At 62.1% G+C, this 14,373-nt stretch carries 15 protein-coding genes and 1 tRNA gene; 12 read left to right on the top strand and 4 right to left on the bottom strand.

Annotation, left to right across the window (positions count from 1 at the left end; all coding sequences use genetic code 11):
• Positions 1–79 precede the first annotated feature (79 nt).
• Genes C8N32_RS06135 through C8N32_RS06115 form a run of 5 tightly spaced genes read left to right on the top strand, consistent with a single transcriptional unit; the run spans position 80 to position 4,660 of the window.
• Complete coding sequence (locus C8N32_RS06135) at positions 80–862, top strand: ABC transporter ATP-binding protein (protein WP_107891596.1); 783 nt, start codon at positions 80–82, stop codon at positions 860–862.
• Positions 859–1,689, top strand: a complete 831-nt coding sequence (locus C8N32_RS06130; protein ID WP_107891595.1) for an ABC transporter ATP-binding protein — start codon at positions 859–861, stop codon at positions 1,687–1,689. Before C8N32_RS06135 ends, C8N32_RS06130 begins: the two co-directional genes overlap by 4 nt.
• Before the next feature lie 2 nt (positions 1,690–1,691).
• Entirely contained in the window at positions 1,692–2,702 is a 1,011-nt protein-coding gene (locus C8N32_RS06125; protein ID WP_107891594.1) for a branched-chain amino acid ABC transporter permease, read from the top strand.
• A complete protein-coding gene (locus tag C8N32_RS06120) occupies positions 2,699–3,997 on the top strand; it encodes a branched-chain amino acid ABC transporter permease (RefSeq protein WP_107891593.1) in 1,299 nt (432 codons plus the stop codon). The genes C8N32_RS06125 and C8N32_RS06120 overlap by 4 nt, the downstream gene beginning before the upstream one ends.
• A 36-nt stretch (positions 3,998–4,033) precedes the next feature.
• Positions 4,034–4,660: a nucleotidyltransferase family protein gene (locus C8N32_RS06115; protein WP_107891592.1), complete on the top strand. Its 627-nt coding sequence runs from the start codon at positions 4,034–4,036 to the stop codon at positions 4,658–4,660.
• Here C8N32_RS06115 and C8N32_RS06110 read toward each other — a convergent pair.
• Positions 4,621–5,055, bottom strand: a complete 435-nt coding sequence (locus C8N32_RS06110; protein WP_107891591.1) for a hypothetical protein — start codon at positions 5,053–5,055, stop codon at positions 4,621–4,623. The genes C8N32_RS06115 and C8N32_RS06110 overlap by 40 nt on opposite strands.
• A 163-nt stretch (positions 5,056–5,218) precedes the next feature.
• Here C8N32_RS06110 and C8N32_RS06105 point away from each other — a divergent pair, with 163 nt between their 5' ends.
• The 4 genes from C8N32_RS06105 to C8N32_RS06090 all read left to right on the top strand — a co-directional run bounded on the left by C8N32_RS06105 (position 5,219) and on the right by C8N32_RS06090 (position 8,136).
• Positions 5,219–6,175, top strand: coding sequence for an ABC transporter substrate-binding protein (locus C8N32_RS06105; RefSeq protein WP_107891590.1), 957 nt, complete (start codon positions 5,219–5,221; stop codon positions 6,173–6,175).
• A 32-nt stretch (positions 6,176–6,207) separates the two neighbouring features.
• The gene (locus C8N32_RS06100) at positions 6,208–6,984 is read left to right on the top strand and encodes an ABC transporter permease (RefSeq protein ID WP_242509545.1); all 777 of its coding nucleotides are present in this window, start codon (positions 6,208–6,210) and stop codon (positions 6,982–6,984) included.
• 2 nt (positions 6,985–6,986) lie between these two features.
• Positions 6,987–7,769 carry an ABC transporter ATP-binding protein gene (locus tag C8N32_RS06095; protein ID WP_107891588.1) on the top strand — a complete coding sequence of 261 codons (783 nt, stop codon included), beginning with the start codon at positions 6,987–6,989 and terminating at the stop codon, positions 7,767–7,769.
• Positions 7,770–8,051: 282 nt separating this feature from the next.
• Positions 8,052–8,136: transfer RNA gene (locus tag C8N32_RS06090), tRNA-Leu, on the top strand.
• Here C8N32_RS06090 and C8N32_RS06085 read toward each other — a convergent pair.
• The gene (locus tag C8N32_RS06085; RefSeq protein ID WP_107891587.1) at positions 8,137–9,483 is read right to left on the bottom strand and encodes a TRAP transporter large permease; all 1,347 of its coding nucleotides are present in this window, start codon (positions 9,481–9,483) and stop codon (positions 8,137–8,139) included.
• Positions 9,480–10,025, bottom strand: a complete 546-nt coding sequence (locus tag C8N32_RS06080; protein ID WP_107891586.1) for a TRAP transporter small permease — start codon at positions 10,023–10,025, stop codon at positions 9,480–9,482. The genes C8N32_RS06085 and C8N32_RS06080 overlap by 4 nt, the downstream gene beginning before the upstream one ends.
• A gap of 125 nt (positions 10,026–10,150) precedes the next feature.
• On the opposite strand from C8N32_RS06080, the gene C8N32_RS06075 reads away from it, so the two are divergent.
• Together C8N32_RS06075 and C8N32_RS06070 are read left to right on the top strand one after the other, a co-directional pair.
• Positions 10,151–10,729 (top strand): YqaA family protein, encoded by a 579-nt coding sequence (locus C8N32_RS06075; RefSeq protein WP_107891585.1) that lies wholly within the window; start codon positions 10,151–10,153, stop codon positions 10,727–10,729.
• Positions 10,726–11,199: a disulfide bond formation protein B gene (locus tag C8N32_RS06070; RefSeq protein ID WP_107891584.1), complete on the top strand. Its 474-nt coding sequence runs from the start codon at positions 10,726–10,728 to the stop codon at positions 11,197–11,199. Before C8N32_RS06075 ends, C8N32_RS06070 begins: the two co-directional genes overlap by 4 nt.
• Here C8N32_RS06070 and C8N32_RS06065 read toward each other — a convergent pair.
• The gene (locus C8N32_RS06065; protein ID WP_107891583.1) at positions 11,186–11,455 is read right to left on the bottom strand and encodes an usg protein; all 270 of its coding nucleotides are present in this window, start codon (positions 11,453–11,455) and stop codon (positions 11,186–11,188) included. The two genes, C8N32_RS06070 and C8N32_RS06065, sit on opposite strands and share 14 nt — an antisense overlap.
• A 188-nt stretch (positions 11,456–11,643) precedes the next feature.
• Here C8N32_RS06065 and gyrA point away from each other — a divergent pair, with 188 nt between their 5' ends.
• Positions 11,644–14,367, top strand: coding sequence for a DNA gyrase subunit A (gene gyrA, locus C8N32_RS06060; RefSeq protein ID WP_107891582.1), 2,724 nt, complete (start codon positions 11,644–11,646; stop codon positions 14,365–14,367).
• Positions 14,368–14,373 lie beyond the last annotated feature (6 nt).

Below are 14,373 nucleotides of genomic sequence, written 5' to 3'. Positions count from 1 at the left end.
ACGCATCCGATATGACAGCCCGGCCCCGCCGGGCTGTCTGACTTTCATCGAGTATCAAAATTCATACGGGACGTCAGAAATGATCGTCGTCGAAAACCTGCACAAACATTTCGGGGGATTCCACGCCGTCGACGGCGCGTCCCTTGAAATTGCGGAAGAATCCATCACCGGATTGATCGGTCCAAACGGAGCTGGAAAATCAACTCTTTTCAATGTGATAGCGGGGGTTTTGAATCCAACGTCCGGATCCGTGACGATGGCCGGGGAAGATATTACCGGTCTTGAACCACATGAGCTGTTTCACAGGGGTTTGCTTCGTACGTTCCAGATCGCGCATGAGTTTTCGTCCATGAGCGTGCGTGAGAATTTGATGATGGTTCCCGCCGGTCAATCCGGGGAAACGCTCTGGAATGCCTGGTTTTCCCGAGGCCGTGTCGCCGGGGAAGAACGGGCGCTGGCCCGCAAGGCCGACGACGTGCTGGAATTTCTGACAATCGATCATCTCGCCGATGAAAAGGCAGGTAATCTGTCGGGCGGGCAGAAAAAGCTGCTTGAACTCGGCCGCACGATGATGGTCGATGCGAAAATCGTTTTTCTCGACGAGGTCGGTGCAGGCGTCAACCGGACGCTTCTCAACACCATTGGCGATGCCATCGTGCGACTGAACAGGGAACGTGGCTACACCTTCTGCCTGATCGAACACGACATGGATTTCATTGCCCGTCTTTGCGACCCGGTCATCGTGATGGCCGAGGGCAAGGTGCTGGCTGAGGGCAGTGCGGAACGCATCATGGAAAACGAGGCCGTGATCGAGGCATATCTGGGCACCGGTCTCAAGAACAAGGACAAGGTTCAGGCATGAGCGGAAACCCTTATCAGGACGACCGCGGCAACAAGGACCGGACGATCACCAACACCGGCGGCTCTGAATGGACCGGCGCGGTGCGTTCCGGCGGCCGGGCGGAACGCGTGAACGGCGATGGTCCGTTCCTGATCGGCGACGGCATGACCGGGGGCTACGGCACCGGCGCGAATATTCTGCAAGACTGCACGATCTCGGTCGAAAGGGGGGAGATCGCGGTGATCGTGGGGCCCAATGGCGCGGGCAAATCCACGGCGATGAAGGCGGTGTTCGGGATGTTGACCCTGCGCGGCGGCGCGGTACGGCTGAACGGCGAGGACATCACCCGCCTGACCCCGCAGGCGCGGGTGGCCAGAGGGATGGCCTTTGTTCCGCAGACCAACAACATCTTCACCTCGATGACCGTGGAGGAAAATCTGGAGATGGGCGCCTTCCTGCGCCGCGATGACATCTCGGCCACGATCGCGGAGGTTTACGACCTGTTTCCCGTCCTGCGCGACAAACGCCGCCAGCCGGCCGGGGAACTCTCCGGCGGGCAGCGCCAGCAGGTCGCCGTGGGCCGCGCCCTGATGACCCGTCCCGGCGTTCTGATGCTGGATGAACCGACCGCCGGGGTCAGCCCTATCGTGATGGATGAGCTTTTCGACCGCATCATAGAGGTCGCCCGAACGGGCATCTCCATCCTCATGGTCGAACAGAACGCCCGACAGGCGCTGGAGATCGCTGACAAGGGGTTTGTTCTTGTCCAGGGCGCGAACGCCTACACCGATACCGGAAAGGCCTTGCTGGCCGACCCGGACGTCCGCCGTACGTTTCTTGGGGGCTGAGCATGGATTTTCTGAACGCATTCGTGGCCCTTGCCAATTTCGTGCTGATCCCGGCAACGGCCTATGGCGCCCAGCTTGCGCTTGGTGCGCTTGGGGTGACGCTGATCTATGGCATCCTGCGGTTTTCGAACTTCGCCCATGGCGACACGATGGCCTTCGGGACCATGGTAACGATCCTGTTTACCTGGTGGTTTCAGAGCATGGGGCTGAGTCTTGACCCGTTGCCGACCGCCCTGGCCGCCCTGCCCTTCGGAATCGTCGTGACGGCGCTGCTGCTTTTGGGGACGGACCGGATCGTGTATCGTTTCTACCGGGAACAAAAGGCCAAGCCGGTGATCCTTGTCATCGTCTCCATGGGGGTGATGTTCATCCTCAACGGCCTTGTCCGCTTCATCATCGGCCCGGATGAACAGCGATTTGCGGATGGGGAACGCTTTCTTATCAGTGCGCGAGATTTCAAGGAAATCACCGGGCTGGAGGAAGGCCTGGCAATCCGCACCACTCAGGGGATCACGATCATTACCGCCGTGATCGTCGTGGCGCTGTTGTTCTGGTTTCTCAAGAGCACCCGAACGGGCAAGTCGATGCGTGCGTTCTCCGACAACGAGGATCTCGCACTGCTCTCCGGCATCAATCCCGAACGTGTCGTTGCCATTACCTGGGTCATCGTCGCCGCGCTGGCGACCATCGCGGGGGTGCTGTACGGGCTGGACAAAAGCTTCAAGCCGTTCACCTATTTCCAGCTTTTGCTGCCGATTTTCGCCGCGGCGATCGTCGGCGGTCTGGGCAGTCCGCTGGGGGCGATCGCCGGGGGGTTCCTGATCGCGTTTTCGGAGGTCTCCGTCACCTATGCCTACAAGAAGGTCCTGGGGTATTTGCTGCCTGAAAACATGGAACCCGAGGGGTTGGTGCAACTCCTGTCTACCGACTACAAGTTCGCGGTCAGCTTCGTGATCCTCATCATCGTTCTTCTGTTCCGCCCGACGGGCCTGTTCCGGGGGAAAACGGCATGACCAGACGCGACGCATCGCTTTTCGTTATCGTGGCGGCCCTGATCGCCGGGACCGGCGTCCTGCAAAGCTGGAACTCGGCGCTGGCGATTGTGAACATGGGGTTGATCTCAGCCATCATGGCGCTGGGCGTGAACATGCAGTGGGGGTATGCCGGCCTGTTCAATATCGGCGTAATGGGTTTTGTCGCGCTTGGCGGCCTGGGGGCGGTCATCACGGCCATGCCGCCGGTGGAGCCCGCCTGGGCCGCGGGTGGCCCCCGTGTCCTGTCTGCCCTGGCGCTGGGCGTGGGGACAATTGCCGGTGCGGTGATGCTGTGGCGGCGGATGCGTAAGGGGCCACTGCGTCCGGCGGTACTGACGGTTTGGCTGGTGGCCGGATTTTTCCTTTATCGCGCGGTATTCGATCCGGCCGTCCAGGCAATCGAGGCGATCGACCCCGCCGCGACCGGCTATCTGGGCGGTCTGGGGTTACCTGTCATGCTGGGCTGGGCCGTGGGCGGCCTTCTGGCTGCGGGGGCCGCGTGGCTGATCGGCAAGACGGCGTTGGGATTGCGGGCGGATTATCTGGCCATTGCGACGCTCGGCATTGCAGAGATCATCATTGCAATCCTGAAAAACGAAGACTGGCTCAGCCGTGGGGTCAAGAACGTCATCGGCCTGCCCCGCCCCGTCCCTTACGAGGTCGACCTTCAGGAAAGCGCCGAATTCCTGGCTCAGGCCGAACAACTGGGGCTGGACCCGGTCATAGCGTCGACCCTGTTCGTCAAACTGTGTTATGCGGGGATCTTCGCGGTGATCCTTCTGGCTCTGATCTGGTTGTCGGAGACGGCCCTGAAATCCCCCTGGGGGCGAATGATGCGCGCGATCCGCGATAACGAAACCGCCGCCGAGGCGATGGGTAAAAACGTCAAGGCCCGGCACCTTCAGATTTTCATCCTCGGCTCCGCGGTTTGCGGGCTGGCAGGGGCGATGATGACCACACTGGACGGGCAGTTCATTCCCTCTGCCTATCAGCCGCTGCGCTTTACCTTCCTTGTCTGGGTGATGGTGATCGTAGGGGGGTCCGGTAACAACTTGGGTGCAGTCCTGGGAGGTTTTCTTATCTGGTTTTTCTGGGTGCAGGTCGAACCGCTGGGCGCCTTCCTGATGGAGGTTGTCACATCCGGAATGACTGATGGATCGCCTCTCAAGACACACCTGCTGGACAGCGTGGCGCATATGCGGCTGCTGACCATGGGGGTGATCTTGTTGCTGGTCCTGCGCTTCAGCCCGCGCGGGCTGATCCCCGAGCGATGACTTGCCGGCCCGGGCGGGTGCATCTAACCTGGGCCCATGCACACTGCTCTTGCCGTTCTGCTTCTGGCTGCCGGGGCGTCCCGCCGCATGGGCGGGACGGACAAGCTTCTGTTGCCGGTGGACGGGGTTGCGATGCTGCGCCGTCAGGCGCGGGCCTGTCTGGAGGCGGGGCTTACGGTTACGGTAACTGTTCCCGGCCCCGCCCACCCGCGTGTGACCGCATTGTCGGGGCTTGCGGTTACCCTGGCCCAGGTAGAGGGCGATGATGGGATGGGGGGGTCGTTGCGGGCCGGACTTGAGATTCTGCCCAAAGACGCCAGTGGCGTCATGATCGTTCTGGGGGATATGCCCGGCCTTGACGCTTCAGACTTCAGGCGTCTGGCCCGGGCACATGACAATGCACCACATGCCATCCTTCATGGCGAAACCGAAGACGGAATCCGGGGGCATCCTGTCGTCTTCCCCGCGGATCTGATCCCCATGTTGCGCGGCTGCAAGGGCGATCGCGGCGGACAACGGGTTCTGGCCGCCTGCCAGGCCCGCGTACAGGGGATTCCCCTGCCGGGTCAGCGTGCGATTCAGGACATTGACACGCCCCGGGACTGGGCCGCGTGGCTGGCGGCTCAGACCAGCGCACCCTCCACCCGCAGCGACCGGGCATAAAGGTAGAATACCGCCGCAACCGCCACCGCTGCGGGCAGCATATAGGCCGCCATCGGGCCAACCACTTCGGTCACGCGGGGTGTTGCGATGCCCAGCATCCAAACCGCCAGAACCGCCATCGCCCCCATCGCCAGCGCCAGAATCCATGGCGCTGCGCCCGATCGGAAAAACAACAGCACCGCGCCCAGCAAGCCGCCCCAAACCGCCATCGCCCAAATGCCGTCGATCCAGGACGGGAATGAGGTGAAATAGTCCGCCTGCGCCTGGGTGAAGAGCGTCAGGAAGGGTTCAATTCCGTATTGCGTAATCACATAATCGACGCATCCCGCGAGATTCCACAGGATGGCCAGAATAGCCACCGGGTAAAGGTGCCATGTCGGTGTGTCTTCGGTCATGAGCTTGCCTTTCACGCGTTAACCTGCGGGCAAACTGCCGCGAAAGATGACCTTCTGTCTACCCCGTTCGGGGTATTGCGCGCTTTATACGTGTGTGAAAATGCGCGCTTGAAGGCTGCGGGGCGGCTGGGTATCAGACCGGGGGCCGAGCACGGAGAGACCTATGCCGAACAAGATCATGCTGGCCGCCGCCCTCGTTTTCGGGGCGACGGCCGTTACCGCGGAAACCGTCAGAATCGGGCTTCAGCCCTGGCTGGGTTATGGGCCGCTCTGGGTGGCCGAAGAGAAGGGCTATTTTGACAAGCACGGCGTGGATGTGGCGCTGTCCAGCTTCAACTGGGACCAGGACATGACCGCGGCGCTGGCTTCCGGAAATCTCGACATGATCGCGACCGCCACGAATGCGGTCATTGCCGCTTACAACCAGGGGGTGGACCAGAAAGGCGTTCTGGTGATGGACGTTGCCCATGAGGCCGATGCGATCCTCGCCGGTGAAAACGTGAACAGTCTCGAAGACCTGCGCGGCAAGACCGTCGCCTTCGAGACGGGCGCAACCTCGGACCTGCTGATGAACTATGCGCTGAAGGCCAGCGGGATGAGCCTTGCGGATGTGGAGCATATCCCGATGGGCGCGTCAGAGGCCGGGCTGGCGCTTTTGTCCGGGCGGGTCGACGCCGCCGTGACCTATGAACCGTATGTCTCCGCCGCTCTGGGGCGCGATGCGGGCTACAAGGTGGTTTATACCGCAGCGGAAAAGCCGGGCCTGATCTCGGATCTGCTGACCGCCCGAGGCGACTGGATCGCGGAGAACCCCGATGCCGTTGAGGCCGTCATCCGCGCCTGGAACGATGCGGTCGTCTTCATCCATGAGAACCCCGAGGACGGCGGTGCGATGATTGCCCGCGCCGTCGGCAGCCCGATGGAGGAATTCCAGCCCGCCTTCGAGGGCGTGCGCCTTTACGATCTTGCTGACAATATCGCCTTGGTCGACGGTGAATTCCCCGCCACCCTGCGTGAGATCGCCGAGATCATGAAAGCCACCAACCCCGGGGAAATTTCCATCATTCCCGCGGCAACAGACATTATGGCCCTTGAGCCGATGCACAACGCCGCGAACTGATGCCCGTTTCTTCCCGGCGCCGGGGGCGCTATATGCGCCTGCGCCAAGACATACCCAACTGGCTGTTCACGCTGGCCGGAATCGCCTTCCCGGCGGCTCTGATTCTTATGTGGTGGCTGGTAAGCGAACTTGGCCTTGTGCGTCCGCTGTTTCTGCCCGGCCCCGGTGACGTGATGGTCGAAGGCCTGCGCCAGGCGCGGGAGGGTATCTTGTGGGAGGACGCCTCCGTCAGCATTTACCGCATTCTCGCCGGGTGGCTGTCGGCGACCCTTGTGGCGCTGCCCGTGGGGATACTCATGGGCAACTATCGTCTGATCGAAGGCGCGCTGGAGCCGCTGATCTCCACCGTGCGTTACATGCCGGTGGTGGCGCTGATCCCGCTGTCGATCCTGTGGGCGGGAATCGGAGATGCGCAAAAGATCCTGATCCTGTTTCTGGGCACCTTTTTTCAGCAGGTGCTGATGGTCATGGATAACGTCAAGACAATCGACAGAAACCTGATCCGCGCCGGGCAGACGCTGGGCTTTTCCAATGGCGAAATTCTGGCCCGCATCATCTTGCCCGCCGCCGCCCCGGGCATCTGGGACACGCTGCGCATCACCATCGGCTGGACATGGACCTACCTCGTGGTGGCGGAACTGGTTGCCGCAAATGCGGGGCTGGGCCGGCGTATCATGGATGCACAGCGTTACCTCGCCACCGAAACCATTCTGTTCGGGACTCTGTTCATCGGGTTTCTGGGCCTGCTGACGGATTATTTCTTCAAACGCACCGGACGGGCCCTGTTCGCCTGGCAGCGGCAGAGGTAGGCATGGCCCTTCTTGAAATCGACGGTATCGGAAAGACCTTTCGCGTCGACGGCAACGATATCTGTGCCATCGACCACGTGGACCTGAGCGTTGCGGAGAACGAGTTCGTCTCGATCGTGGGAAGCTCCGGCTGCGGGAAGTCGACGCTGCTCAACATTGTCGGCGGTCTGGAGGAGACCACGTCGGGCATGGTTCGTATCGGCGGTTCCCCGGTCGAAGGGCCGGGCCGGGACCGGGGCTTCGTTTTCCAGGGCTATAGCCTGTTCGAGTGGAAAACCGTCGAAAGCAACATTCGCTTCGCGCTGGAGAAAACCCGCCTCAGCCGGGCGGAAAAGGATGAACGTGTCGCGCATTTCATCCAGGCCGTCGGCCTGGCCGGGTTTGAGAGGGCATGGCCTGCCCAACTTTCCGGCGGTATGCGCCAGCGCGTGGCGATTGCGCGCGCGCTGGTCTACCGGCCCCGCATTCTGCTGATGGATGAGCCTTTCGGCGCGCTCGATGCCCAGACCCGTGGAATGATGCAGGAGCTGTTGCTCCGTGTCTGGGAAGATCACAAGGTCACGGTGCTGTTCGTAACCCATGATGTCGAAGAGGCTGTGTTTCTTGCCGACCGCGTCGTGGTGCTGGCCAGCCGTCCGGGGCGGATCAAGCGCGACCTGCCCGTTCCCCTGCCCCGCCCTCGCGCCTATGACATCGTCGCGGAGCCGGAGTTCATCGCGCTGAAACGGAAAATTCTTGGAGATATTCGCGAAGAAACCCTGAAAACGATGGGATTTCCGGCCTGACGGGCGGCCATGGGCCCTTCACAACCACCGGGCACGGTTCGAAGTCCCGCTGCACGCTGGCACGGCGTGTCCCAAGTCGTCCCGCTTCCGCCACATTTGTGCAATCGCCATCCTCGGGATGGGGGACCGGGCCGCGCAGGCTGCATTGAAAAGAGAAAAACGAGACCGAGGCGCAGGTTCCTTCATCGGGTGGCGCGGGGTCGGGACGGAAAAGACCGTCTGCGAAAACGGCGCGTGATGGGTCTTGCGTCCGCACGCGGGCTGGGGGATAAGCAGCACAGAGCGGGTGTGGCGGAATGGTAGACGCAGAGCATTCAAAATGCTCCGGCCTTTGGCCGTGGGGGTTCGAGTCCCCCCACCCGTACCATCACAGCCCCGGCAGCCAAAGAGCCATGCCCGGCAGGGCGACGATCAGCCCGACCCGCAGAATGTCCGACAGAACGAAGGGAAATACCCCGGCATAGGTTTTCGTGACATCAATGTCGCGGGACATTCCATTGATAACAAAAAGGTTCATGCCAACCGGGGGGGTGATCAACCCGATCTCAACCACCATCAGCGCAAGGATGCCAAACCAGACCGCAACCGCCTCCGGCGAGAGACCGAAATCGAGGCTTTGGATCAAGGGGAAGAAAACCGGGATGGTCAGCAAGATCATCGACAGGCTGTCCATCACACAGCCCAGAACAAGGTAAAAAAGTAAAAGCGCCAGCAGCACCGCCATCGGGGGCAGGCCCAGTCCGGCAACCCACGCGCTCAGCGCCTGGGGAGCCTGGGTATATGCCACGAATGCCCCGAAGATCTGTGCCCCCAGCAGGATGAAAAAGACCATCGCCGTACCGCTGGCCGTGGCCAGCAACGCCCCGGACAGGGCCGCGCGGGTTAGCCGCCCCGTTGCGAGCGCGTAAAGCCCGGTTGCCACGGCCCCCACGGCCGCGCCCTCGGTCGGGGTGAAAAGTGCCTGCACGCCCGGACGGAACCAGTTCCAGTCCGCCACGATTCCACCGATGACCAGCACGAAGATCGCCGCCACGGGCCAGACCGCGCGCAGGCTGCGCAGCCGGGTGTGCAACGGCAGGCGCATCCCGGCCCCGGCCGCATCGGGCCAGACCCGCACATAGATGGCGATGACCCCCATGTATCCCAGCGTTGCGACAAGACCGGGGATCAGTGCGGCAAGGAACATCTTGACCACGTTCTGCTGGGTCAGGATTGCATAGATCACAAGGATTACCGAAGGCGGGATCAGGATACCCAGCGTTCCCCCCGCCGCCAGTGTGCCCGTGGCCAGCGCCGGGCTGTAGCCGCGCTTGCGCATCTCCGGCAGGGCCACCTGCCCCATGGTCGACGCCGTTGCCAGGGAAGATCCGCTGACAGCCCCAAATCCGGCACAGGCGCCGATGGCCGCCATGGCCACGCCCCCCCTGCGGTGGCCCAGCCAGTCGGACGCAGCGGCAAAGAGCGCCGCGCTCAGCCCCGAGCGGGTGGCGAACTGGCCCATCAGCAGAAAAAGCGGAACGATCGACAGCGAATAAGAGGCGAAGCTGTCATAGCTGAGGCTTTTCAGCTGTCCCAGCATTGCCGCCGGGCTTCCCAGGACGATCCATGTTCCGCAAAACCCTGTCAGAGCCATCGCCGCCCCGATCGGTACGCGCAGGAAGATCAGCGCCAGGAGCGCGGCAAAACCATAAAGCGCGGTTTCCGGCCCGCTCATAGATGCCCCGCCCCGCGGCGGAATGCCTCTATCAGGCTGGCCAGTGTCGCCAGCGCAAACAGCCCCGCCCCCGGCAGGCACAGCGCATATGGAACCCAGAGCGGGATCTGCAAGTCATAGGTGGTCTCTGCGAAGACGGGTGGTGGCCCCATGTTCAGCACCGCACGCAGGGCCGGGCCGCCATGGGGAAATTTCTCGGCAAAGCCCAGCCACAGCCGCCACAAGATGACACCGGCCACAGCCATCATCACCGCATCCGCCAGAAGGCCGGAAAGCGCCTCCAGCCTCCGGGGCAAACGGCGGGTCAGCAGATCGACACTGACATGGGCGCGGTTCAGCTGGCACCAAGGCAAAAAGCAGAACAGCGCGATGGCCGTTCCGGCTTCTGTCAGTTCGTAATCGCCCGTAACGGGCGGCAACCCCGGCAGCGCACGCCCCAGAATCGAAACCACCGTGACACCGGCAATGGCCAGCAACACCGCCCCTCCCGTCATCGCAAGCACGCGGGCGACGCGCGTGAGAGACAGGGATAAAAGTGTCATGGCGCCTCCTTTTCTCTGTTCTCTTGCGTTTACCGGGCGGTCTGCCTGCCGGCAAGCGCACAGCCTTCAGGCTTGACCCCTCGCGCCGCGCATGCTGCATGGGCAAGACACTGCCGGAGCCCCCCATGATCCGCCGCCTGTATGACTGGACCCTTTCTCTGGCCCACAGCCCCCACGCGCTATGGGCGCTGTTCATTGTTGCGTTCGTCGAAAGCTCTGTCTTTCCGATCCCGCCCGATGTGCTGATGATTCCCATGATTCTAGCGCGTCCGGCGCAGGCCTGGGGGATCGCGGGGATAGCCCTGGCGGGGTCTGTTCTGGGCGGGCTGCTGGGGTATTATATCGGCTGGGGGGTGTTCGAAACCGTCGGGCAGCCCGTGCTGGAGTTCTACGGCAAGGACGCCTATTTCGACGAGTTTCGGGAAACCTATAACCAGTGGGGGGCCTGGGCGGTTCTGATCGCGGGGGTGACGCCCTTTCCCTACAAGGTCATCACGATCCTGTCGGGGGCAACGGCCCTGAACATCTGGGTCTTCATGATGGCCAGTATTCTGGCGCGGGGTCTGCGGTTTTTCCTGATCGCCGCGCTGCTGTGGAAATTCGGGGGGCCCATTCGCGATTTCATAGAGCGGCGTCTTGGGTTGATCTTCACCCTGTTCGTCGTGATCCTTCTGGGTGGATTCTATCTGGTGAAGTTCATATGACCCGCACCCACATGGTTTTACTTGCGGCCCTTGGATCTGCTGCGATCATCGGCGCGGCGCTGGTGTTCCAGTATGTTTTCGGCATTGCGCCCTGCAAACTTTGTATCTGGCAACGATGGCCCCATGTGATCGCTGCGGTGCTGGGGCCTTTGGCGCTTGTGTCGATGGGGCGCAGCCTGCCACTGGCCGGGCTGGGAACGATGCTCATATCCACCGGGCTGGGCGGCTACCATACGGGAGTGGAGCGCGGCTGGTGGCCCGGTCCGGCCTCATGCACCAGCGCCGGCGGCGGACTGGGAAAGATGTCCGGGGCGGACCTGCTGAGCTTTGACGCCGCGGGGCCTGCCGTCGTGTTGTGCGATGAGGTGCCATGGTCTCTTCTGGGATTGTCGATGGCAACCTACAACGCCGCCGGGTCGCTTGTCCTGGCGGGAATCTGGCTGATGGCGCTCCGGCTCAGTGCAAGGTGAATTCCCCCACCACATTGCGCCATTCCCCCGGTGCGATCAGCTTGCGATGCGTAAACCGGACCGAGTGGAGCGGCCCCTCGATCTCCTTCTGCCAGTACTCTATGAAACGAAAAAGCCGCGGATGATCGGGCGCAAGATCGTAGTCCTGCCAGACGAAACTGTTGAGCACATTAAGGTAATCCGGCATCCGGTAGAAGAACTCCGCCGTGGTCAGACCGTAGCCTTTCAACATCAATTCCGTTTCCGTTTTGGACATCCCTTATCCTCCTGCCGCATGGGAAATGATGCCTGAAACAAAGGAGTTTTCAATAAAAACAATCTGTTATCACTCTTCCTTCCCTGCTGCCAAATCCTGGTGCGGGGGGTATGTTGCACCCTATATGCGCCCTGCGATATAGTGCCGCCAACAATATCTTGATCACGGGCAAAAGGGCAGGAAAAAAGTTGACCGACACCCCGGAAACACCTGAAAACGAAGAAGAAACCGGCTCAAAGCGCCCCACCTACGATGGCCCCTCTGTCGCGATCGAGGAGGAGATGAAAACCTCCTATCTCGATTACGCGATGAGCGTGATCGTCTCCCGCGCGATTCCGGACCTGCGGGACGGTCTCAAGCCCGTTCACAGGCGCATCCTTTACGCGATGCACGAAACCGGCAACACCCATGAAAAACCTTATCGCAAGTCCGCCCGCCCCGTCGGTGACGTGATGGGGAAATATCACCCCCATGGCGACAGTGCGATCTACGACGCGCTGGTGCGGATGGCGCAGGGCTTTTCCATGTCGCTGCCGCTTCTGGACGGCCAGGGCAACTTCGGCTCCATGGATGGGGACAACCCCGCCGCCATGCGATACACCGAGGTGCGGATGGACAAATCCGCCCAGGCCTTGCTGGCGGATATCGAGAAAGAGACCGTCGATTTCCAGGACAACTACGATGGCAAGGACCGCGAACCGACTGTCCTTCCGGCGCGCTTTCCAAACATGCTGGTCAACGGTGCAGGCGGTATCGCCGTTGGCATGGCCACCAATATTCCGCCCCATAATCTTGGCGAAGTGGTGGATGCCACGCTGGCCCTGATCGAGGATCCGGACCTCTCGACCGAGCAGTTGATGGCGTATGTCCCCGCCCCCGATTTTCCCACAGGCGGCCTGATCCTTGGCCGGTCCGGCGCGCGCAAAGCCTACCTGGAAGGGCGCGGCAGCGTGATCCTTCGCGCCAAAACGCGGATCGAGGAGATTCGCAAGGATCGCTTTGCCATCGTCGTCGATGAGATCCCCTACCAGGTGAACAAATCCACGATGATCGAAAGGATCGCCGAGGCCGCCCGCGACAAACGGATCGAGGGCATTGCCCATGTCCAGGACGAATCCGACCGGGTCGGCGTGCGCGTGGTGATCGAGCTCAAGCGCGATGCCACCCCCGACGTGGTTCTGAACCAGCTTTTTCGTTTCACACCGATGCAGACGTCCTTCGGGTGCAACATGCTGGCCCTGAACGGCGGCCGGCCAGAGCAATTGACCCTGCATGATTTTCTAAGCTACTTCATAAGCTTCCGTGAGGAAGTCGTTGCCCGGCGCACCGCCTACGATTTGCGCAAGGCGCGGGAGCGCAGCCATATCCTGTGCGGACTCGCGGTCGCGGTGTCGAATGTCGATGAGGTGGTCGCCACGATCCGCGCCTCCGCCGACCCGGCAGAAGCGCGGGAGCGGCTGATGTCACGCCGCTGGCCGGCCGAAAGCATCGCGGAATACATCCGCCTGATCGACGATCCGACCCACACGATGAACGGGGACGGCACCTACAATCTTTCCGAACTGCAGGCCCGCGCGATCCTTGATCTGCGCTTGCAACGTCTCACCGCGATGGGGGTAAAAGAGGTCACCGACGAGTTGCGGGAGCTTGCCGGAAAGATCCGCGATTACCTCGACATCCTGCGCTCGCGGGAGCGGATCATGTCGATCATCTCCGACGAATTGCGCGATGTGAAAGAGCAGTTCGCAGTCCCCCGGCGCACCGAGATTGCCGACTGGTCCGGCGACATGGAGGACGAGGACCTGATCGAGCGGGAGGACATGGTCGTGACGGTTACCCAGTCGGGCTATATCAAGCGCACCCCGCTGGTCGATTTCCGCGCGCAACGCAGGGGCGGCAAGGGACTTTCGGGAATGCAGACCAAGGAGGAGGACGTCGTCACCACCCTCTTCGTGGCGAACACGCATACCCAGCTTTTGTTCTTCACCACCGACGGCATGGTCTACAAGCTGAAGTGCTGGCGCCTGCCCCAGGGTGGGCGCACTGCGAAGGGCAAGGCAATCGTCAACATCCTTCCCATCCCCTCCGGCGTGTCCGTGGCGGCGATCATGCCGGTCGACCGGCCCGAAGACGAATGGGACGACCTTCAAATCGTCTTTTCCACCACCGCGGGCGACGTGCGCCGCAACGCGCTGTCGGATTTCACCAATGTCAAGCGCAACGGAAAGATCGCGATGGACCTGCCCGACGGTGTAAGCCTGGTCAACGCGCGCATCTGTACCGAAGACGACGATGTCGTGCTGGTCACGGCCCTTGGCCGGGCGATCCGCTTTCCTTCGACCGTTGTGCGGGTCTTCAAGGGGCGTAAATCCACCGGCGTACGGGGAATCAGGCTGGCGGAGAGGGATCATGTCGTCTCGATGGCGGTGATCCGCCATTTTGAGGCCACACCAGAAGAACGCGCCGCTTACCTCAAGCAACGCCGCCTCGTCGCGGGCGCGACCGAAGATACCGCCGAAGACGACGAGACCGAGGTGGAGCCCGGCCAGCTCTCGCCCGAACGATATGCCGAGATGTCCGCCTGCGAAGACTTGATGCTGACCATTACCACGGGCGGCGCGGGCAAGTTGTCTTCCAGCCATGATTACCCTGTCCGGGGGCGCGGCGGCCAGGGTGTCCAGGCGATGGACAAGGCCCTGCGCAGCGGCCCGCTGGTTGCGTGTTTCCCGGTCGCGATGGAAGATCAGATCATGTTGGTGACGTCTACCGGCCAGTCCATCCGCTGCCCGGTAGAAGATATCTCTTTCCGCTCACGCAGCGCGGGGGGCGTGCGTGTCTTCAATACCGCCGAGGGGGAGGAGGTCGTCTCCGTCGCGTGGATTGCGGATAACGAGGATGAGCAGGACGGCTGACCCCGG

The organism is Rhodovulum imhoffii (genome assembly GCF_003046545.1).
GTDB lineage: Bacteria > Pseudomonadota > Alphaproteobacteria > Rhodobacterales > Rhodobacteraceae > Rhodovulum > Rhodovulum imhoffii.
Note: the sequence above shows the minus strand (reverse complement) of the source record. Positions and strands in the feature narration are given on the sequence as shown.